The sequence below is a fragment of the Haloglycomyces albus DSM 45210 genome (assembly GCF_000527155.1).
GTDB classification, from domain to species: domain Bacteria; phylum Actinomycetota; class Actinomycetes; order Mycobacteriales; family Micromonosporaceae; genus Haloglycomyces; species Haloglycomyces albus.
In genome coordinates, this window is sequence record NZ_AZUQ01000001.1 from 2,305,168 (window position 1) to 2,326,399 (window position 21,232).

Annotated in this window: 19 protein-coding genes; 5 read left to right on the forward strand and 14 right to left on the reverse strand. The window is 59.3% G+C overall.

Translation table 11 applies throughout. The features are described from left to right. Window positions 1–27 precede the first annotated feature (27 nt). From HALAL_RS0110785 to HALAL_RS0110820, 8 genes are all read right to left on the reverse strand, one after another. Window positions 28–1,809, reverse strand: coding sequence for a peroxidase family protein (locus HALAL_RS0110785; protein WP_025274019.1), 1,782 nt, complete (start codon window positions 1,807–1,809; stop codon window positions 28–30). Then, window positions 1,809–3,230 carry an aldehyde dehydrogenase family protein gene (locus tag HALAL_RS0110790; RefSeq protein ID WP_025274020.1) on the reverse strand — a complete coding sequence of 474 codons (1,422 nt, stop codon included), beginning with the start codon at window positions 3,228–3,230 and terminating at the stop codon, window positions 1,809–1,811. The genes HALAL_RS0110785 and HALAL_RS0110790 overlap by 1 nt, the downstream gene beginning before the upstream one ends. Then, entirely contained in the window at window positions 3,227–4,648 is a 1,422-nt protein-coding gene (locus HALAL_RS0110795; RefSeq protein ID WP_025274021.1) for a cytochrome P450, read from the reverse strand. Before HALAL_RS0110795 ends, HALAL_RS0110790 begins: the two co-directional genes overlap by 4 nt. A gap of 1 nt (window position 4,649) precedes the next feature. Further along, complete coding sequence (locus HALAL_RS0110800; protein WP_029767775.1) at window positions 4,650–6,047, reverse strand: FAD-binding oxidoreductase; 1,398 nt, start codon at window positions 6,045–6,047, stop codon at window positions 4,650–4,652. After that, complete coding sequence (mdlC, locus tag HALAL_RS0110805) at window positions 6,034–7,671, reverse strand: benzoylformate decarboxylase (protein WP_025274023.1); 1,638 nt, start codon at window positions 7,669–7,671, stop codon at window positions 6,034–6,036. The genes HALAL_RS0110800 and mdlC overlap by 14 nt, the downstream gene beginning before the upstream one ends. A gap of 5 nt (window positions 7,672–7,676) precedes the next feature. Next, window positions 7,677–9,134: a lipase family protein gene (locus HALAL_RS0110810; RefSeq protein ID WP_025274024.1), complete on the reverse strand. Its 1,458-nt coding sequence runs from the start codon at window positions 9,132–9,134 to the stop codon at window positions 7,677–7,679. Next, window positions 9,118–9,483 (reverse strand): hypothetical protein, encoded by a 366-nt coding sequence (locus HALAL_RS0110815; RefSeq protein ID WP_025274025.1) that lies wholly within the window; start codon window positions 9,481–9,483, stop codon window positions 9,118–9,120. The genes HALAL_RS0110810 and HALAL_RS0110815 overlap by 17 nt, the downstream gene beginning before the upstream one ends. Before the next feature lie 86 nt (window positions 9,484–9,569). After that, on the reverse strand, window positions 9,570–10,796 hold the full coding sequence (locus tag HALAL_RS0110820; protein WP_025274026.1) for a DUF6923 family protein: 1,227 nt from the start codon (window positions 10,794–10,796) through the stop codon (window positions 9,570–9,572). Between the two features lie 80 nt (window positions 10,797–10,876). Between HALAL_RS0110820 and HALAL_RS0110825 the strand changes: the two genes are divergently transcribed. Together HALAL_RS0110825 and HALAL_RS0110835 are read left to right on the forward strand one after the other, a co-directional pair. Further along, entirely contained in the window at window positions 10,877–11,656 is a 780-nt protein-coding gene (locus tag HALAL_RS0110825) for a bestrophin-like domain (RefSeq protein ID WP_483788299.1), read from the forward strand. A gap of 202 nt (window positions 11,657–11,858) precedes the next feature. After that, the gene (locus tag HALAL_RS0110835) at window positions 11,859–12,839 is read left to right on the forward strand and encodes a hypothetical protein (RefSeq protein WP_025274029.1); all 981 of its coding nucleotides are present in this window, start codon (window positions 11,859–11,861) and stop codon (window positions 12,837–12,839) included. 382 nt (window positions 12,840–13,221) lie between these two features. Here the strand turns inward: HALAL_RS0110835 and HALAL_RS0110840 are convergent, their stop codons facing one another. Beyond that, window positions 13,222–13,737: a DinB family protein gene (locus HALAL_RS0110840; protein ID WP_025274030.1), complete on the reverse strand. Its 516-nt coding sequence runs from the start codon at window positions 13,735–13,737 to the stop codon at window positions 13,222–13,224. A gap of 384 nt (window positions 13,738–14,121) precedes the next feature. On the opposite strand from HALAL_RS0110840, the gene HALAL_RS0110845 reads away from it, so the two are divergent. Next, entirely contained in the window at window positions 14,122–14,997 is an 876-nt protein-coding gene (locus HALAL_RS0110845) for an NAD(P)-dependent oxidoreductase (RefSeq protein ID WP_025274031.1), read from the forward strand. Between the two features lie 213 nt (window positions 14,998–15,210). On the opposite strand, the gene HALAL_RS0110850 is transcribed toward HALAL_RS0110845, so the two are convergent. Next, window positions 15,211–15,576 (reverse strand): winged helix-turn-helix transcriptional regulator, encoded by a 366-nt coding sequence (locus HALAL_RS0110850; protein ID WP_025274032.1) that lies wholly within the window; start codon window positions 15,574–15,576, stop codon window positions 15,211–15,213. A gap of 89 nt (window positions 15,577–15,665) precedes the next feature. Here HALAL_RS0110850 and HALAL_RS0110855 point away from each other — a divergent pair, with 89 nt between their 5' ends. Continuing rightward, complete coding sequence (locus HALAL_RS0110855; protein ID WP_084471960.1) at window positions 15,666–16,499, forward strand: NAD(P)-binding domain-containing protein; 834 nt, start codon at window positions 15,666–15,668, stop codon at window positions 16,497–16,499. Between the two features lie 92 nt (window positions 16,500–16,591). On the opposite strand, the gene HALAL_RS0110860 is transcribed toward HALAL_RS0110855, so the two are convergent. Further along, entirely contained in the window at window positions 16,592–17,350 is a 759-nt protein-coding gene (locus tag HALAL_RS0110860) for an alanyl-tRNA editing protein (RefSeq protein WP_025274034.1), read from the reverse strand. An 830-nt stretch (window positions 17,351–18,180) separates the two neighbouring features. Here HALAL_RS0110860 and HALAL_RS0110865 point away from each other — a divergent pair. Beyond that, complete coding sequence (locus HALAL_RS0110865; RefSeq protein WP_025274035.1) at window positions 18,181–19,173, forward strand: LuxR C-terminal-related transcriptional regulator; 993 nt, start codon at window positions 18,181–18,183, stop codon at window positions 19,171–19,173. 136 nt (window positions 19,174–19,309) lie between these two features. Here the strand turns inward: HALAL_RS0110865 and HALAL_RS19205 are convergent, their stop codons facing one another. The 3 genes from HALAL_RS19205 to HALAL_RS19210 form a co-directional block, all read right to left on the reverse strand. Then, window positions 19,310–19,444 (reverse strand): hypothetical protein, encoded by a 135-nt coding sequence (locus tag HALAL_RS19205; RefSeq protein ID WP_281171616.1) that lies wholly within the window; start codon window positions 19,442–19,444, stop codon window positions 19,310–19,312. Window positions 19,445–19,667: 223 nt separating this feature from the next. Continuing rightward, window positions 19,668–20,927 carry an MFS transporter gene (locus HALAL_RS0110870; RefSeq protein ID WP_025274036.1) on the reverse strand — a complete coding sequence of 420 codons (1,260 nt, stop codon included), beginning with the start codon at window positions 20,925–20,927 and terminating at the stop codon, window positions 19,668–19,670. 181 nt (window positions 20,928–21,108) lie between these two features. Next, the gene (locus tag HALAL_RS19210) at window positions 21,109–21,231 is read right to left on the reverse strand and encodes a hypothetical protein (protein WP_281171617.1); all 123 of its coding nucleotides are present in this window, start codon (window positions 21,229–21,231) and stop codon (window positions 21,109–21,111) included. Window position 21,232: the final 1 nt, after the last annotated feature.

Below are 21,232 nucleotides of genomic sequence, written 5' to 3' on the forward strand. Positions count from 1 at the left end.
CTTCTCCGACGGTTGCGAGTCCCACGCCTATCGCCGTGGCCAAGGCGCGAACACGTTCTCCACTCCGTCCAGATGCGGGGCCAAACGCGGATGGTGACGACAGATGACCGTTGCCATCGAATTATCGTCGATCCAGCGCAAGCCCTCGGGCGTATAGATTTCCGGACGGTAGTCATCGGTGAAGAAGCGGTCGCTCTTCAGACGACGGGATGCCATGAGAACGAAGACGCGAAAAGCCGTGTCGGAGAATCCGAAACCCGCCGGAGGGCGCTCTGCGTACATCCCCACCAGCGAATCCACCGCATCTATGCGGTTGTCGTAGACCTCGCGCATTTCCTCGACCCAGCGGGTGTTGTCGCTCAAATCCGAGAAACGTTCCACGCGTGGTTTGCCGAGCATGGCACGGAAATCGTTGTAACGCGGAATCTTGCGCTCGCGATCTCGCAGTATGTCCACGGTTCCCAGATCGAGATGCTCGCCGTTGACCCGTACGAGGTCGCGTAGCACGTTCGGGTGGTTGTGCAAGGTGATCGACCCAGGGTGTTGTGTGGCCATCGAATACAGCAGATTGTCCTCCCCGAACCCCTCCACGGCCGTGCGAGTTCCATTTCCTTGGAGCGGCATGAAATCGACCGTCGCTATTGGTGCGTCATTGCGAAACGACCGGATGGAGAATTCATCGGGAATCAGCGGATGCAGCCGGTAGCAGGTCACGAACTCCTCGGTGATGGAATACGGTGCCGCGTGATGGTCGGACGGCGAGCCCAGAATTCCCGACAGCGCCTCGTTCTTGGAGACGCGACCCAATTTGGTGCGTACGGTTTTCCCCAGCGCCCCGTACCAGTTGCAGTTCATGCCGAACTGCAGAACCGGGTGAGGAAGAATCGCCGGGGTCCATTCGACGGTGTGGATTTTGGCCATGAGCGCGGTAGTCACCAACCGCGCGGTCTGAAACAGCCGTTCGTCACTCCAGGCCCGGTAGTGGCGGCGCAACATGTCGCAGACGGCATTGTGCTCCTTGACGAACATGGTGTGCAGAAGCGCCAATCCGGCCCAGTAGTTTTCGTTCATACCGGTCAGGTCCACACCTGGTAGTTCGGGATTCGTCTCCAACGGCAAACGTCCGTAATCGTCGACGATCATCTTGCCGTGTTCCCCGGTTCGCATGCGGGCATTGTGTTCACGGCTGGAACCGTAGATTTGGGAACCGTCCCACCAGTGCGTCCGGGTGTTGACATAGGTGTCCGGTCCCTTCGCGTGGTGTGTGGCGGTGGGATCGGGCATGGTACGACGGACGCACATAGGACGGTCGGGCCACGGGTCGTCGGATTCAAGAGGAACCTCGATCGGATGCTCCTTCGGAGATTCCCCGTGAAAAAACCAGTCGTGGTTTTGGAACTGAATCCAGGCGGCGGCGAAGAGGTTGACGATCTCCGCCGGTTGAAAGGATTCGCGATTCAGGAGACTGCGACTGACTTCCCGAGGCGACGGATCCAAATCGGCGTACGGAGAACCGATCTCCTCCAATGCCTGGTTCCGGTCGAATCGCGTCCACGCCCGGCCCATGTCGACGTCGTCGGCGTCGTATCCGGAACCGTCATAACTGCGATGCCAGGGGAGTTCACCGTCGCGTACCGCGCGTCGTGTCGCTTCACCGCCCAATACATAGGTGTCGTGCAGGTTGTCCCGACGCATCCTCTCTCGCAGGCGCGCCAGTGCGAGGGTCGCCAGTGGAAACGGCTTCTCATGCCATTCCTTCTTGGTGGAGCGACCGGAACGTCGATCGGTGTTCTCAGGATCAAGTACCATTATTGTCTCCCAAAACGCTTGCCTAGCTTACGAATGAGGCCTTCGGCCAGTTTGCGACCGTCGGTGGAGAAGAGCAGTGGGGATCGCAACGGGCTCCACCGAGGACGCGAGGTTGCCTTGGGTTGTGCCAGAGCGCGTAGTCCGTCGTCACCGCCGACCCGGCCCAGACCTCCCATGCCCCCGAACGGAAGGGTGGGCTGAGTCGCCCAAGCCAGACCGGAGTTCACCGCCGTCATCCCGGTGCGACTGGTGCGTGCGAGATGGGCGGCGTTTTTCTTGGAGAACACCGAGGAGGCGATTCCTCCAGAGGTGGAGTGTGCCAGAGTTATCGCCTCCCTAATGGAATCCACTTTAGATATACAGAGGACGGGGCCGGGAATCTCGTCCGTCAGGAGGCGAGCGTCGGTGGGCACGTCGATGAGGACGCTGGGTGGAGCATATGGCGGGTTGATCTCATCGGGGCCGCCGATGACCGCGGTAGCTCCAGCGGCGAGCGCCTCGTCCATTGCCGTGCGCAATTGTCCGCACCGTTCGTGTTTGGTCATCGGGCCCAGGTCCGCCCAGGGATCGTCTGATACGGTCAGTCGATCCGCGCGCTGGGTGACTCGACGTAGGAAAGCGTCGTATACCTCGGCGTGCGCCCAGGCTCGCTGAATGCCTACAGCGGCTTGCCCCGAGCCGGAAAACGCGGCGTAAACCGCTGCCGCGGCGGCTCGATCGGCATTGGCGTCGGCATCGACGATCATGGAGTCTTTGCCGCCGCACTGCATGATGGCCGGAGTCAGATTCTTTGCACAGTCGGCCATAATAGACTGCCCAATCGTCTCGGAGCCGATGAACAGTACCGCGTCAACTGAGCTCTGGCAGAGCTGTTGCCCCACTTGACCGTCGCCGTTGACCAGCTGAAGTACGGGTGCGTTGGGCGCGGCGTACTGGAACAATCGAGCCAAGGCCTGACCCGTTGCCGGGGCGTATTCGCTGGGTTTGTACACCACCGAGTTGCCGCCGGCAAGGGCGTATCCGATTGAGGAGATACCGGCGTAGAGCGGAAGGTCGGTGGAACCGATGATGCCCACGGTCCCGTACGGGCGATAACAGAGCGTATTGGTGTATTCGCGGAAGATTCCTTTGGTGGGCAGTCGTTTCTGTCCCAGTATTCGACGCGCCGACCGGGCTGCCCACATGACCGAATTGACCGCCAAAGAGATTTCCAGAACCCCGGTGGGAATGGGTTTTCCCGTTTCCCGGTGACACAGCCGCGCCAAATCGCGGGCGTTGTTGCTTATCGCGGCGCACCACCGTAGAAGATGGGATCGTCGCTGCGTAAACCCGATCTCGTCCCACCATGACGCGATGTCATGAGCCTTCTGCAGGGAAATATTCACATCACTGTGCGTTCCGTTCAATGTGGTCGTCGTCATGAACGCTCCTTTCCTCGGCCCACGGCGGCGGGCACGGGTATGTCGGTCAGGCTCTGCGTGGTGACGCGTTCGGAGACGGTGAAGGCCAGGTTCCAGAACGCGTTGAATTTGGGCAGCCCCTCACCGGTGCCCACGACGGAGCGACGGCCCCGGAAGGTGGCGCGACGTAGGAAAGAGTTCAAAGCCTCTTGAATCAGAAAAATACCCAGGTCACGGCCCGGGCATGACCCCGGTCCCTTACTGAAGGGGAGGTAGGCCCAATTGTCCTGGGCCTCGCCGCTCAACCATCGTTCGGGGACGAATCGGTTGGCTTCCTCCCCTCGTGCCTGCGAGCGCGCCAAAAAATGCGCGGGAACCATGATCGAGGTGCCCGACTCCAACTCGACACCGCCGAGGGAGGTATCCTCCGTCGTCACCCGCGAGAGGTTGGCGACCATCGGCCACAGGCGTGCGGCGTCACAGATGACGGCCGTCAAATACGGCTGCGCGAGAAAATGATCCTTGCTTCCCCGTCGATGAAAACGATCGGCTGTTTCAAGATCGTCGAGGACCCGCACCAGGGAACGTGGATACGAATCCAACAAGGCCAAGGCACGCATGGTAACGGGGCCCAGAAGCGCAGTGGCCATCAACCAGTGCGGAACCTGCCCCAAGGGACGAACACTCCCGTCGACCGGCAGATCGGACATCGAACCCACCAGTGACCGCGAATCCGCGCGTGTCGCATAGGCGCCGATCCGGTCTTCCAAACGACGTCGACACCGATCCGAGCGCCGCCTTGCCCCGGGGAGTCGACCGAACCAATTGCCTTCTCTGCGCAGCGCGGTCAGAAGTTCCGTGACTTCCTCGTCGTCTCGAGCGGCCCGCCCCAAACACACCTGCCGTCCAATGCGATCGAACATTCGTTTTACCGACGGCCATGACAGTCGACCGGTGACCAGCGCCGAATCCAAGACCTCACCCACCTCGAACGCCACGATCGCCGCGTCCGAACTCGCGGCGCGGGGAACCGGGTGGTGATAGTCCAAGACCTCGTCGTTCAACTCCCGGCGTCGATCCCGCAACTCGCCACCCGACAACAACAACCCGTCCGGTTGCATCCCTTCCGCCATCGCACGTTTCTCCGCCGAGGCGGGAGAGAAAACCGTGGCCGGCTGCGACAACATCTCGTGCGCATCCGAAGAGCTCAGCAGATAAAGCGTGCCGCCCGGGCCCCACAGAGGCAATCCATGGTATTTGCGCCGCAGACCGTCGAAATAGCTCACCATGGCCGGGTCGGTCAACCAATGCAGGATCGACCGCGCTCGCGGACGGACCATGAGCGTCCCACCCGCAACAGAGGGAACGGTGTGGACCATGAGCGTGGCGATTTTCTCCCAGCCGTTCATGGTGGGCCAGTTGTTCGGAGTCGCGGTCATCTCAGAGCACCTTCCCGGGGTTCAAGATCCCCTGTGGGTCGAAGACTTTTTTGATTTCCTGCATCAGAGCGAGTTCGACCGGGTCGATTTGGCGCGTCAGCCAGTCCTTTTTCAACGTGCCGACTCCGTGTTCCCCTGAAATCGTTCCGCCTAGGCGTAGACCGGCGGCCATGATGTCGTCGTAGGCGGCATGGGCGCGTTGAAGTTGAGCTTCGTCGTCGGGATCGAAGACCACGATGGGATGGAGGTTTCCGTCGCCAGCGTGCCCGAGCGTGGCGATCCACGTATCGCGCCGCCGTGAGATCTCCTCGATCTCCTCGATCAACTCCGCCAAGGCGGTGCGAGGTACGGCGACGTCCTCGATGAACGACACCGCTCGTGGGGAAATCGAGACGGCCTTGTCGTGAAGAGCGGCAGGAACCATGCGACGAGCCTCCAACAGCCGTGCGGCCGCCTCACCGTCGTCGCCAACGGCGACGTGATTGGCCCCGGCCGCCTCGCAGAGACGCCCGAACTCCGCTACATCGTCTTCCTGCGTAGGAGCATCGGATTCCACGATCAGACAAGTCGCTTCGGCCTCGACGAGATCCGGATGCCCCAACGCCGCTACCGCCTGGGTGGCGGTGGAATCCATCAGCTCCAAAGCCGACGGCGTATGTCCGGCCGCCACGATCGCGGCTACCGCGTCACCTGCCGCCGAGGCGCTGGGAAACTGTGCCAACAGCGCCAGAGCATCACTGCGTACGGGACGCAAGGCCAGCGTGGCTTCCACGACCACTCCGAGAGTGCCTTCCGCCCCCACGAACAGTTGCGTCAGGTTGTACCCGGCGACGTTTTTGACGGTGTCGCTACCCACCCGGACGAGTCGACCGTCGGCCAGGACGACCGACAGGCCCCGCACGTAGTCGGCGGTGACACCGTATTTCACGCAGCAGACCCCGCCGGCTCCGGTGGCGATGTTCCCGCCGACGGTGCAATCGCGGAAACTGACCGGATCGGGCGGGTAGGCCAGGCCCGATTCGGCGGCGGCCGCGGCCACCGCCTGCGTCGTGGCCCCCGGCTGGCAGCGAATGAGGCGGTTGTTCGCGTCGACGTCGAGGATCGCGTCCATCTGCTGCAGGTTGAGGACGATCCCATCGTCAACCGCGGTGGCCGCGCCGGCCAAACCTGTCCGAGCCCCTTGCGGGACAACGCCGATGCCCAGTTCACCGGCTACCCGCATGACATGTTGCACCTGCGCCACATTCTGCGGAAACACCACCACCGACGGCGATCCCACTTCGCAGAACGGTGCAGAATCCCGGGAATATTCGGCGAGAACGGCCTCTTCGGTTCGAACGTCGGAGGCGTCCAGCACCTCCCGCAGACGTTCGACAACGGTTTTGCTATCTATCAACATGGGACACATCGCCTCCCAACAATGGAGTCACGGTGGTGACGGGAACTTCGATGAGCGTCGGTCCACGCCGCTCCAACGCTTCGGTAACGGCGGCGATGATCTCGTCGCGGGTGCGAACCGATGCGGTGGCCAGACCGTAGCCGGAGGCGATCGTGGTCGTCTCGATGCCGCCCACGTCCAGACCCGGTACCGAGTCGGCGTTTTCAAACTGCGCGAACCACTTCAAAATCGCGTATTCGTCATTACGCAAAACCACGAACACAACCGGAATCGAATAGCGTTGCGCCGTCCACATCGCCGGCAACGCGTATTGAGCCGATCCGTCTCCGATGACGGCGATAACGGGTCGATGCGGTTGAGCCATCCCGGCGCCGACCGCGGCCGCCATCCCGTATCCGAGGCCGCCACCGGCCGAGAAATAGAACGAGTGCGGTTCACTCGGCCGAACCCGTTGCCAAAATTGACCTACGTTGGAAGGGGACTCATTGACCCACACCGTATTGGCGGGAGCGCTCGCCGCCAACGCGTCGAACACCGCTTCGGGCAAGGGCGGGTCAACGTCGGATACCGAGACCGGTTCCGGCAACGGTTCTGGTGGAGTGCGATGGTGCTGTACCTTCTTCAACAGGCCCTCAAGAGCACTACCGACATGTCCCACCCACGCCGAACCCACTACCGCGTCGACCGCCTCGTTCGGCGCCGAGGTCAGCTGGATCAGGTCCGTCCCGTTGGCCAGCCACGGCCCGGGCACGTACGGATAATATTTGAACACCGGAGCTCCGACCACCACAACCAGATCGAACTCCGCGAAGACATGAGCGATCAGCCCGATCGCCGGTTCCAGTTCGCCCTGGTACTGCGGATGGTTGTTCGGAAAGCACAATCGTCCCTCCACCGGGGCCGACCAGACCGGCGCGCCGGTGGAATCCGCGAGAGCCACCGCGGCGGAATGCGCGTCGTCGCGGTCGATCTCGCCACCGAACACCAAGGCGACCTGATCGGCCGCATCCATACGTTCGGCGATGGTCGCCAGCGAATCGTCCGCCACCACCGGTGTGGACCGGCACTCGCGAGCCAAGGTCGCCCGCAACCGATACAAATCGTCGGCAGACAGCTCCCGGCCCAGATCGTCCATCGGTGTGGAGAGGAAAACCGGACCGCACGGTGGTGTCAGGGCGGCTCGCAATGCGCGGGCCACATCGATGGGGATATCGCCGGCCCGTGTCGACTCGTGGGACCACTTGGCGATCGGGCGTGTCAGCGTGACCGCATCGGGATTGGCCAGCAACGGCTCGGCCACCAACATCTCACGGTGTTGCTGACCCGCGATGACCAGCATCGGTGTCTTATTGTCACGGGCGTTCGCCATGGCTCCCATGCCGTTGCCGACCCCGGTAGCGGTATGCAGATTCACCACCGCCGGGCGTCCCGAAGCGGCGGCGTAGGCGTCGGCCATGCCCACCACCACCGCTTCTTGAAGCCCGAGTACATAATCCAGATCGCTTGGGAAACGTTGGAGAAACGACAGCTCCGTGGAGCCGGGGTTTCCAAAGACCCGATCGATCCCGAAAGCACGGAAAACTTCGAATACCGCATCTTGAACAGTCGTAGTTTTTTCAGTCATCGACGTCAGTCCTTCAAAAGCCATAGGGACGTCTCCGCTACACGTCCTCGATAACGCTCCATACGCGCATCGATTTCGGCGGCGGCCTGTGGAATGTCGTGAGCCAGATTCTCGGCATACTTCATTGCGTGATGGCATGCCGGAAAACCGTGACTAGGGTCGGAGTAGTCCACCTCGAACCACTCCGGGTGTGGATTATGTGGGCTTCCCGGCCCTCGACCGTCCAGAGACGGAACGATGTCGTGCTGATTGGTGACTGAAGCGCACCAGATCGATTCCAACGGATTCTTATGGTCCACCGGAGAACCGATCGCCACGATATGGGTGATCGTATATTTCTTATTGAAATCCTCGTCCTCACCCATGTTCATCGCCACCGAACCGCCTTGGCTGTGCCCGATAAAGGCGATTTCACTCCCCTCCGGGACGGCGTGGGCGATAACGAACTGTTTGAGCGCCCGCGTGTAGGTCGAATCAGAATGCTGCACATTACGAATCGCTCCCACCAGATCCTGAGTCGATTCGCCGCTCACCTCGTCGGCGGTCATTCCCGGAAGATCCACAATGTAGCGATCCTGCCCATCGTGACAGTCAATACGCTGCACCAAGACATAACCTTCCGCACGAAGCGCGCCAATGTTACGCATATGCGACTCCACACCGAAATCGGCGTTCAACCTGGACGCCACTTCAGCGCTCGGTTCCACCTTCACCGCGCTACCGGCACCGGACTCAAGGCCCGCGACCCACTCGGCCGACACACCCAGCAAAGGCTCACCCCTAGGTGCGGTGCTGGTGACCAGACTCCAGGCGACCGCATCATTGAACGGATTATTGTCCAAAAGGGCCAAAAGCCCCGTCAGCTCCGTAAAGATCGGAGCGAAATCCGCCATCACCTGCGAATTACCGCGCTCACTCTTCATACGTCGATAGATACGGAGAGCGTCCAACTGCCGCCCGTCGGACAGCGCGACGATAATCGAGTGAACCTCGGAATCCTCCAACAACTCCGGATGCGCCTCCGCCATAGCCTCAATACGCAGGCGCAAGGCCAAGGCCGCCACATGTGAGGACAGACTGTTCGACCCCGTCACCGTGCGGATTGCCGCGAGACTACGCGCCACATTGCCCCCGTGGGCCATACAACCCAACCGCGATGAGCTCACCAGCACCCGAGCCAATCGGGTCATGAAGGCGCTGGTCGGCCCCGGCAACGCGCGGAGCGCTCGCCGCGTTCGCTCGTTGGAGAGCAAACCGTTGAGACGTTTGGAGACGTTGGCGATGGCCTCGGCGGAATTCGCCAGCTGCCGCGAGGCCGACATTCGAACCGCTTGACCTCCGGTCGCGTCGCGGCTGATATGAGTGCTGGTCGCGCGGGGAGTCGCGTGCGGACATCCCTCGGAGACCATTTCGGCCTCCGGGCCCTCCAGCTCGGTAGTGTCCTGCTCAATCGCGTGTGCCACGACGTTTCCCTTTCAGCCCGAACCAGAGCCCGGCACCGCCCACGACACTGGCCGCCAGCGCGGCCACCGTCCATTTCATCGGACTTCGAGCCTGCGCGTATTGATGTGCGAGGCGGTCGGAGGCGTAGTCGACCGAGGCGGCCAGTTGATCGAGTTCGTAGGCGACCGATTCAGCACGTCGTGCTTGCTGAAGTGCATCGCGTTTCCACACGCCGCTGGAATCGGTGTTCTCCGCGAGTTGGTTGATCTCAGAGGCGTGGGCCCACATGTCGTCCGCTTCGATGCGGACCATGTTGGCCAGTTCGGACACCTCTGTGGGTGACACGGTTTGCTTGGTGAGCGTCGGCACGCTCCCACCTCCTCAGTGGATAGGTATCGCAACTGAGGGTGATGCTAACAATCGCTCACATAAAGTCAGTCGTTTTAGAAAAGAACTCATCTTGCTCTCCCGATGCGGGCGACCCCCGCTCCCAAAACACCCATTGTCACAAATCCGACGAACATCATGCGGGTACGAAGGCTGGTACTTTCGCTGGACTCGGTGGCGGCTTCCTCTTCGCCGGAAGAAACAATCAAACGGGCGGGACGGTCGGGTATTACTTCGATGGACGGAGAGGGCGACGTGGGTTCGTCGACCGCTGGATCGTCGCTCGGAGGCGGGGGCGGGTTGCTCGGCTGAGGTTCCGGCGGTGGAATCACCGTCGGTGGGGGAACGGCCGCAGGTGCGTCGTCGGGCACGGGTTCGGAGGTCGGCTTCGGCGGCGTCGGTTCGACGGGAGTCGGCGACTCCGGCGGTATGGGGTCTGCCGGAAGCGTGGGGGATTCGCTCGGGTCGGCGGGTTCGTCCTGTTCCCGCGCGGGGCAGTGGGCGGAATCCGAGGACGTCACCACCTCTACCTCAGCCAAACGCTCCATATCCTCGCCGTCGAGGTCGGCCTCGAACAATACCGCTTGGTCGTCGAGGTTATTGACCAGAAAACGAATCCGGTCGTCGGAAACCGATACGGCACCGGCCGTGGAGTCGGATGGAACGTCGGGTACAGAACGGTATTCCACAGTACCGTCAACCAAGTCGATCCGAACGAAGGCCTGGCGTTCGGTACTGACACCCCAGAGAGCGTCGTCCCAGTATCCGACGTCTCCCACGCCCCCGGTGGCGACTACTTCGTCAAGCGCCAACTTCTCGGTAACGACTCCCAGCTCGGACTCCAGGTCGATGCCGACCACCGCCCGTCGAGTGACGACCATGAGGTGATCGTCGACGACGTCACCGGCGAACGCGCCCGCCAATCCGGGTAGGGGAGCGCCGTGCCATTCCAACGGACCGTGGTCGGTCCACTCGCCATCGCGGTCTATCTCCACGAGACGTGGCAGGTAGTCGGTAGAGTCCTCCGGCGGCCTGGCGAGACCGAAAAGGGACTGGCGGGAGTCGTGCCAACCGACGGCGTTGATGCGTTCGGGGAGAGAAGCCAAAGGGCGTACCGAAGTGTCGCGTTCCGGTTCGATGCCGAACATGCCCCATTCGCGGGTCTCAGGATCGGACCACGTGTAGATGAATTGGTCGTCACACGGTTCACTATCTTGTGCCACAGCAACATGAGGCGAGCAGGCCACGGCTCCGGCGCATACGGCGATCACGAATCGACGCACCGAATTGGACATGTCGTACCCCCTTTTATTCCAGTCGGAACGTTACCATTTGCACAGAAATATGGTCGTATGCGTTGCTTAGGGGAAATGTCGTGTTGTGGCTTGGAAGTCTCTTTTTTGTTGTAGCGGCGGTAGGTTTGACCTGCATGCTGGTATGGATTGTGCAGCGGCGCAGCAGTTCGGAGGGGATTTCCGAAGACAATGACGTACGGGTAACCCTGTTTGAAATCACGACAGTCCTGTACGCGATCGTCCTTGCCTTTGTACTCATCACGGCGTGGGAACAATGGAGCGACGCGCGCAACACCACCTATCGAGAGGCGGACGCCTTGGTGGAGGTCTATTGGGGAGCCGACGCCTTTGCCGATGAAGACAAAGAGGACGTTCGACAGGCGGTGCGCAGCTACACCAACGAGGTCATCGACTCCGAATGGCCCGCGATGGACGAGCAAGAGCCGGTGGGGAATCGAGGTTGGCGTTTGCTGGACGACATGCGTGGCCCCTTGACCGAGTACGAGGAAGAATCCGAGTCGGCACAGATGCGTTTGGACGACGCACGCGACCAAATGCGAGTGGTGGCCGACTCCCGGATCGAGCGCCTGTTTGAGGCGTACCGGGGGCTGACTCCGGCGATGTGGACGCTTTTGATCATCGGAGCGTTCGTGGTGATGGGGGTGCTATTGAGCCTCCGGACGACGAACCGGCGTTATCAGTACTTCATGGCCGGAACGATCGCGGCGATGATGACCCTATTGCTGTTCTCGGTGTATAACCTGGAGTTCCCCTTCAGCCGGGGAGTGGCATTGGACGCGGCACCGTACGAGACGGCCCTGGATCGCTTTGATCAGATCGATGAAGAATATCCGAATTAGAGGTTCATTCGAGCATTCCCCGATGTCGCAAGTGGCCCATAGTCCACGCCGCTCACGCCGTATTTTAGGAGGCGGGAAACCACCGTGCCATGCTCGACCGAGTGGATCCGACGCCGCTCGACCTGCATGTTGTCGCTGAGGAGCTGAGCCTGTAACGTCGAATCGTTTGACGGATTTGACCCCCAGAGGAAGTTAGCCCCCAATGCCCTCAACACCCGCAATACTCAAAAAGCGCCTGCCCGTGGTAGCAATTGCGGTTCTGATTTTCAGCGCGACGATCGTTTCCAACATCGCCCTGTGGGATACGACCTGGACCTGGACAGTGGACGGCGACGAACTGAGCTCCGTGCTCGCGTCGAGTACGCCGACCAGGTGGGACGATTCCCTTCCGGATGAACTGGGAATGCGAACCTCAGCCGCCATCCCCGCCACATCGGCGACATTCCAATACGAGGACGGTGCTAGGGACGGCACAATCAACCTGACTTGGCAGGAAGGCCTGACACCTACGTCCATGGCGATTACCAGAACCCATGACGCGGCGCGAACCTCCGACCGTTTTGAAATCGCCTACGACATCACCGAAGAGGCACGGAACCCCTGTATTCACGTGGAATATACCCTCTCGGACTCCGCAGGGGAAGCAACCCATGTCGGGGTTGTCTGCGCCGGGCAATATTACGGCGAGAAAGACGAGAAGATTCGCATCACTGCCTTGCGAAAGATCGCTGTGACGTCCCCTTCCTCAAAGGACGCATGGGTCACCGACTACAGTCTGTTTGCGCGGGCACACGATACTCGCGGCGAACACACCCTCAACCACATCAACTCACCACATGGTAAAACCTACCCAGACCGTGGATGTGAGGAGAACTCCTATATGCGCCTCAATTATCCGGGCTCAGGTATGGAGGACCATACTGGCCTACGAGTTTACAAAAACGTCTGCGTGCCGTATAACGGCTCAACTCCTCGCGGTATCGAAGGGAAAAGTTACACGGGGATGGAAGCTCAAGCCGACTTCCCACTCTCCTATGACACCCGTCTTGAAGTCGCGAAGGAATACAGCCGCAACTATCCGAACACTGAAGGCGTGGAATGGAACGACATTGCCACGTTCGAGATCACGAACTGTACTCTTCCCGCCGACCTGTCCTGCAACATTGACAATACGGCCCCATAATGTTGAGGCGCATTGAGCAATGAAACTCTGTTCGTAACTCCGGTTGTACCGATATCCAACGATGCCGTTTCGGATGGTGTCGTCCCCAACGACGCATCAAACAACGGTGGTTATCCCGTAAAGGTTGTGCAGCGCGAACCCGTGATTCGTTTGAGAATGCCGGACGCGCCTCAAGTACGGTCGACCTCTTGGCGGCGGATTCCGAGTTCACCGCCCGAGACCGTTTCCCTTAAAGCGGATAACAGCAGTGACCGGACCAACTCAGCGGGTCGGGTGCGCATTGGCTTAGGGGTAAACACAAAACCGAATCAATCGGTAACGCTAAACAGGGGGTTCAATGGTCACTGTTGAGCCATTGTACTGAGCCCAGTGGTCGAAGGGGCTAGTAATAGCCGGTTTGTCCGTCGAGCAGCTCGCGTATCGCGTCGGCATGACCGGCATGGCGTGCGGTCTCCTCGATCATGTGCAGAACCATCCAGCGCAGGGACGCTTCTGACACACGATATTTGGAGTTGGAATTGCCGGTTTGATCGAGGTCGTGTTCCGCGATGATCCGGTTCGAAATGTCGCATTGGTCTTTGTAGTTGTCAATCAACTGTGGAAGAGTCAAGCCGTCCGCCAACATGTCGGCGTCCTCTTCGTCCTCGCTGAACTGTGGGTTGTCATCCGGACGACCGAGAAACATTACTTCGAACCAAGTGCTCTCGGTCCATCGCAGGTGCGCCAGTAGTCCGGCCATGGTCATGCGGGGAGACGCGGGTAGGACCGCACGGTGGGCGTCTGTTTCGGATAGGCCCTCGCACTTCCACAGAACCACGGCACGTTGCATGTCCAGCCAGCTGACAAGCTGGGTTGGTTCGTCTGCGGTAAAAGGAGGGCGAGTACGATGTATGTTCATATCCGCTGATCCTACTCCGGCGAGGCTCGTCGGGCATCTGGTTATTGATCGTCCATTTCCGCCAACCAGTACATAAGAGTGGAGGGTATACCGTGAGTGCGAAAGCACCGATCCACGTGGGCAACCGCGCCGGATCAGTTACCTTACGCTCCTTCGGCACGGGTTCAAGTAAATGAAACGGTTGCGACCCGACATGTCCCCGCGGGACTCAACGATGTTCCAGGCATATGTTGTGTTTCCCGTCTCGCCTTTGCGATTCGGTACGGGTGTCACCGGATTCCTTACTCGCCGGTTAGTGGCTTACTAAAAAGTATGGTCTTGTGCAGGACAGAAACCTGGCCGACTCTTGTTCGTACCGGAATCGAACCCAAGACAGGAGTCACAATGTCAGACATCAATACCTCGATCAGCTTTCTCGGTTTGGGAGCCATGGGAACAGCGTTGGCTCAAACTGCACTGCAGAAAAGCTACGACGTTACCGTCTGGAACCGAACGCGATCCAAAGCCGAAGCCTTGCGGGAGTCCGGTGCTCAAGTGGCGGATTCCGTAGAGGACGCCCTCCTCGCCAGTCCAATCGTTGTGGTTTGTCTTCTCGATCGTGATTCGATGACCGAACAGCTCTACAGCCGATCCGAATATCTGCGCGGGAAGGATATCATCAATTTGACCACCACCAGCCCTAACGAATCTCGGGAGATCAACCGGTGGGCAGAGAAGCATGGCATCAACTTCCTCGACGGTGGAATCCTCGCCGTACCGCCCATGATCGGTCAAGAGGGGGCGTCGATTCTCTATAGCGGAGATGCCAACGTATTCGAACATCATCGGGATATCCTGGACATTTGGGCCTCATCTACGTACTTCGGTTCTGATGCCGGGTTGGCTTCGCTGTACGATTTGGCATTGCTTGCAGCGATGTATACGATGTTCGCCGGGTTCTTCCAAGGTGCGGCCATGGTGAAATCCGAAGGCGTGAGCGTATCCGAGTTCGCCGGCATGGCGGCACCTTGGCTGACAGCCATGACTGGAGGTCTCAGTGGATTCGCCAAGGTAATCGAGGGAGGTGATTACCGGCAAGCTGAGCAAAGCCTGGAGTTCTCGGACTTGAAAGCCATGGTCGAGGCCGCTAAAGCGCAAAACGTAAAAACCCATGCGATCGATATGGTTCAAGGCCTTATTCAAGAGCAAATCGGTCAAGGTCATGGGCGCGACGGATTCGAGCGAATCTTCGAAAGCTTCCGTCAACTCAAGCGACGATGAACCTCGCACTTATGCACGCTGCCTCAACGTACTACCGATCGGATATACGAATATAGTCACGGTCGGTTAATGTGCTGCTCAGTCCCCTTACGCCGAGTCTTCTGCGAATTTCGTTGGACGTCTTTCGGTGTAGGGGGAACTTCTGCTCCGGCCTACAATGGCCACCACAGACTACGAGGTATCAGGCGATGCCCATCGGGCGTTCGACTCCGCCTAATTGTTGGTTTCCTCGATCGTCTGCGAATTCAGGATACGTTCGCGCACTGCCTCACCCCAATGTTCCAGCGATTCCAACGCCTTCGCAAGCTCCCAGCCTTGTTCCGTTAGTTCGTATTCCACTCGGGGAGGAATCTCCGCGTAGACGGTTCGCTTTACGATGTCGTCATCTTCCAGCTGCCGTAGTTGTTCGGCAAGTACCTTTTCGCTAATGCCGTCGAGAAGGCGCCGAATCTCTCCGAACCGTTTCGGCCCGTCGTCGAGCACCCACATCATGTGTAGCTTCCATTTTCCGCCTACGATCTCGATCGCGACGCCCATGCCGCACATGTTAGCTACATCTCTCAATTGGCTCACCGTCATACCTCTGACAATATTGCTCACGTATAGGTAACTACCGTACTTGAAAGTGCGTTCTTGCAGATCAACCCCGATAGCCTCATCATTTTTACATGGCTGACCACAAGATCAACACAATCAATGCTCCATCGGTGACGGTTATAGGCCTAGGTCCGATGGGGAAAGCTACTGTTCGTATGCTTCTTAATCAGGAATACCGGGTCACCGTTTGGAATCGAACCTCGGCTAAGGCAGAAAGAATGGCAGCCGAAGGCACTGCCTCTGCAGCAACCGTATCGGAAGCCGTTCGCGCGAACGAGGTGACGATTCTCAGCTTGACCGACTACACGGCCATGTACGACGTCCTGAGTCAGGCGGAGAACGCCCTGGACGGTAAAGTGATCGTCAATCTGTCCTCCGGGACACCCCAGGAGGCGCGTGACGGTGCCAAGTGGGTGGATGACCGGGGAGGGACCTTGTTTACTGGAGGTTTTATCTCCCAATCCGACGATATCGAACATGAATTGTCGTACGTACTCTACAGTGGTCCGCAACGAATCTACGATCAGTATTGGACTCTCCTGCAGTCTATTTGCCGCCCAGAATATCTCGGCGACGACCCTGGTTTGTCGCAGTTGTACTACCAAGCGATGCTGGCTCTTTTCCACCCCTTCCTCCTGACCGTGCAGCAGTCTATTTCGGCCGTCGATGATGCGAATGGAGACAGCGGTAGGTTCGCCGCATTCGCGGCCGACTTTACCGCGAACCTGACGGAGTTCGTCCCCCTGATCCATCGTCTACATCAACAGGGCGCGAACGACAACGCCTCTGATGCCATGATGCGTGCGAGTGCGGGCCATGTTGCCGATACCTTCAATGCGGCCGGTGTCGACGATTCGATTCTCCGAGCGGTGGAGAGAGTTTATGAGAACCGGTTAGGTAGTTGAGCGGTCGTCCTCAATCGGACGACCGCTCAACTACCTGGACGTGTGGCAACGTCGCTCGGTAACGTTATTAATGCCCGGTGGTGCAAGGGAGTCTATCGATCATTGGGACGTTGCAAGGTGACTGTCAAGCGAACCTTTCCTTTTCCCTTCGAACGACGGGATACGGAGATCTCGCCTTCGATTTGAGAGAGATCGTTGACATGTGTGCCGCCACAGGGTATTTCGATTTCGCCAAGGCGCCATATATAGGCGTCGTCGGCACCGTTGATGGGAGTAACCGTAGCGGTTCCCCCTTCAGCGAGTCTCTTGTTCACACGGCATTCGATCTCAGTGGCATCGTCGTGATCGAAGCTGTTGAGAAAGTCGAATCGGGAACGGTATGAGTCGATATAGCATCCCAAGGTATTACGTTCCTCGCCCCGTTCGCTGAGCAGCTCGCCTGCTGCGACGAACATGAGGTGGGCGAGGGTGTGCATCTGCATGTTTTGGAAACGGTGGTCCCAATCCAAGCGACAGTGAACTTTCTGGCCGGGGCTGAACGTAGGGACCGGTCCTTCGGGGTCCAGCTCGTGGACGAACACCGTGTCAACCTTGATGCTCTCTCCGTTGGGGAGCAAAAACGGCGAGCCGCCTACCTTCTTCACGTTCGTGACTTCAGCGCCGTCGATGAAGCCGAGGTCGGCGACCTGTCCGCCCGATTCGGCGTAGAACAATGTTTCTTCCAGCGCTACCAGGTTTTCCACCTGTTTGACCACAACACATTCGGCTTCGGTGCGCCACAAATTATGGTGATACAGCTTTTCAGTACGCGGCAACGCCGTGAACCGAGCGATTCTTGAATCATTCGCCATGGGGATTCTCCAGTATGCCTGTTCTGTTGAGGATACGTCTGTATGGGGTTACCACGATCGTGATTGCCGTGGGTGACAAATGCGGCAACGCGGCTTCTTGCCTATCCCTCGGATTCGCCGACACATGCGCGTTCGGTTGTTGACGTTGTGGGATTGGCGCACGATGTTATCTCACGCTCAGTGGTCCCGACGAGCATTATGTGTCCAACCGCCATAGTCGTTTGGCCGGCTACTAATTCGGTACCGGCGATTTGCCCCAATGCCTACTCCCCGAACGGAGGTTTCATGTTCTCCCACATCGTAATCCATCGTGGGCGTCGAATCCAGTTACGAGCCGGTGCCGTCGGGCGAGTCTGTTGACACTGGTCCGCGTCCAAAACGGCGGGTGCGCAGATTCATCGCTGAATCCTCATTCGCCTCTGTCGTCCCGAGGGAGGTCGTCGCTGGGTCTGACCGTCTCCTAACAATCGGCGCTGTGGAGAGAAAGAACCCAGCCCTGTGGTGGGGCTCTGGATGGTGTGGCAGCGCCGCTAGTGGCGCTCAAGGATAGGTGATGAACCCCTATCTCGTCGCTGTTGAAGGGAGGGGCCTTAGTTTCCCAAGATTCGAGGTACCCGTGTACCAAGGAGGGTCTGTATTTCTGCATCGGATGGGGGACTGCGATGGCTGTGTCCAGGTGAATGAAAGTGATATCATGCATATTTGCATGGTAGATACAGAAATAAACTCCGTGTCATGCATGTGCGACAATGGTTTTCCCTATATAAACGTCTTCGCGGCCCAGGTGCCCCGGGGTCGCTGTTGCGAAGCCTATATCGTAAGGAGACCGGATGCTCGAATCGTTGGGCATTGACAAGAATATTGAATCGGTCTATGTTGCCCTCCTGCAGAACCCAGGTGCCTCCGTTCGGGTTTTGGCGGAATCAGTGGGAATCGATGAATCTGAGTCGACCGAAGCGGTCAATGTACTCACCGGATTGTCCTTGGTGGCCCCGCGAGCCGACGGTGGTTACGCCGCAATCGATCCTGAAGTAGGACTGTCCTCCCTGTTGACGGATCAGAGCCATGAGCTATTGCAACGCCAGCGTGAAATCGAACAGACTCGTCTGGGAGTCGCGACTCTGCTGGCCAATATCGGCGGTGCCGGACATGGGCGGGATTCCGATACCGAACGGGTTATCGGTCGAGAAGCGATCGGACGACGCCTGAGGGAACTGGAACAGTCCTGCGTCGAGGAAATGCTGTCGTTCAATCCGCAGAGTAGTATTCCGCCGGAACACATCGAAGAAAGTCGACCGTTGTTCGAGGATTCCCTTGAGCGAGGGGTACGGACTCGCATGGTCTTCCTGGAATCGATTCGCCGCGACCGACCATCGGTGGAGTATCTCGACTGGATAGGTGCGGAGGGCGGTCTGGTGAGAGTCACTCCTTCACTGCCGGTTCGGCTGTTGATCGTGGACCGGTCCGTTGCCTTCGTCCCGATCAGTGATCGGCATTGTTCCGGTGGTGCGCTCGTTGTGAAGGGGGAAACCTTGGTGACCGCTATGGTGGCGCTGTTTCACGATGTATGGAGATCGGCGGTGCCGCTGGGGCGGAAAAGGAAGCGCGATGACAACGATCTCTCCGACCAGGAGAGGCACGTGCTACAGATGTGGAGTCGAGGGCTCACCGACGATGCTGTTGCCCGACAGCTTCACGTCTCACCACGTACCGTTCGGCGCATCAGTGCCGACCTGTTGGAGCGCCTCGGTGCGCAGAGCAGGTTCCAGGCTGGAGCCTTGGCGATCGCTCGCGGTTGGTTGTTGGCCCACGACTTGGTCTGACCTGGGAGTGGGAGCCTGAAAACGTGATGGCGATTGCCCCTTGTGGGCAAATTGCTTGTGCATTGTGCTGAGTTGTCGGTCGGCGGGCTGATGTTGAGCCACGGCCTCGCCGACCGATGGCGACATCTCGAGAGGATTAATCCGGATCGCACCAGATCCAGCATCCTGCCGATGAGACGTCAACGGGGTCACCTGCTTCGATAGCGTGTGGCAGGATCAGCGCGCCTAGAAGGGCCGTCAGAGTGAGTACCGCACGGGTCCAACGTCGCATATGAAGTCCTTTCGGTGGCGATTGAACTGCTACTTCAGTTCTACGCTCGACGGAAGAAGATATCAATAAACATGCAGTGTCCTCAATGTGCCTGTCTCGTATAGGACACACCAGGGAACGACCGTAGCCGTCAGGATTGGAACTCTGACAAATTCTACTAAGTCGAGTCGTGATCCCGTGGTAATCGGCGGTCGCTGCGGCCGTCCTGTATGTTCAGGGCTTTTCAGCTTTGTGAGGCCGATTGGCCTGCCGGTTCGCTTTTCACGTCTGTGCCATGTCCGTCCCGGCTTGACTTCAGCAATGGCCGCAATAGGAAGAGCCCGCACAGAGACAGTATCGCCCCGGTCCATAGGCCTCCCCGAATACTGATGAGTCCGCCGAGGATACCGCCCGCAAGTGCGCCCACCAAGGTCGCACCACTGGTGACCAGCCGGAGGGTGACGATGAATCGTCCGAGTTTGTCCTCGTCGACGGCTTTGGTAATGAACGTGGTTATCCCGATGTTGTGCATTGAGCTGAGGAGCGCCGGGGTGGAGATGGCAATGATCAGGATTGCGACCGCCACGGGAAAAGGCCCTGAGGCCGCCGGAAGCAGCACGACACTCACGGCCATTCCAACCGCGGTAAAGACTGTCAGTTTGCGAGGATCCATATCGCTGCACCACCGAGCGACAATGACCGTCCCGGAGAAGGCGGCGGCGGTGACACCGATGAACATAAGCGAATACCACTGCTCGCTCACGCCGATCACAGTAAGTATCAGGAGGGCCATTAGGGCCCGGGTGATTCCGGTGACGAACGACTGTAGCGAAGTGTAAGCGATGTACCAGCGAAGGAAGGTATTCTCGCGGAGCACCCGGAAGCCTTCGAATACGCTGGACCATCGCGAGGTCTTGTCACTCGACGGCCTTTCCGTCGGTACTTCCGGCGTACGGATTCGCGATAGAGCCAATGCGCTGAGCACCGAAGTTATTGTATCCACAATGAACACTAGGCTGGTGCTGAGCGCTACCAGCGGGCTGGAGGTTCCTTGCCCGAAAACTCGAGCGGTCTGCTCACCTCCCTGCAAGCGTGCCCGTGCGGCCATGAGCCCGTCGTCTGACACGATGCTCTTCAGGTGAGAGAAGTAGAGCGACTCGATCGCTACCCCCACCACCGCCAGCCCCAGGTTGACGGCGATCAAGAGCCAGAGTGTCGCATCGAACATCAGAATGTAGAGGCCCGCGAGAGCCACGATCGCGGCGGAACCGAGGTCGCAGGCGATCAAAGCGGGGCGTTTGCGGCGTAGGCGATCTGTCCATGTCGCGATGAGAAGGCCGAGAAACAACATGGGGACCGTGGACGACGCCGTCAAAAGCCCCACTTCGAAGGGCGTGGCCCCGAGTTTGCCGACTGCGATCAGCGGTATCCCGAAGGTGACGACGGTAGCGCCGTAGACGGAGGAGGTCTGGCCGAGGAGATAGGTGCGGAGATCGCGATTCATCGTTCACGTCCTTATATCGAGAATGTCCTGCGTCCGAAGCCCGTCCCCCCATCTGAATTCGGAGTCAGGTATGTCGGCAGTGGGGCTTCTTGGGCGCCGACCGGAAGGCGAGCAAACCGTTCTGACTCCGGGGCGGGTCGATCGGGTCTTCCCGACCAACCCGCCCCGGAGTGATGATGAACTAGTTCATCTGCTGATCGCCGCAGCAGCAGCTGACGGTGGACCAGTTCGAGGAGGCGAGGACGCCGTCGTTGGCGTCGAGCTCTTCGTTCTCAATGGCCTGAAGGTCGAGTACGTCGCTCATT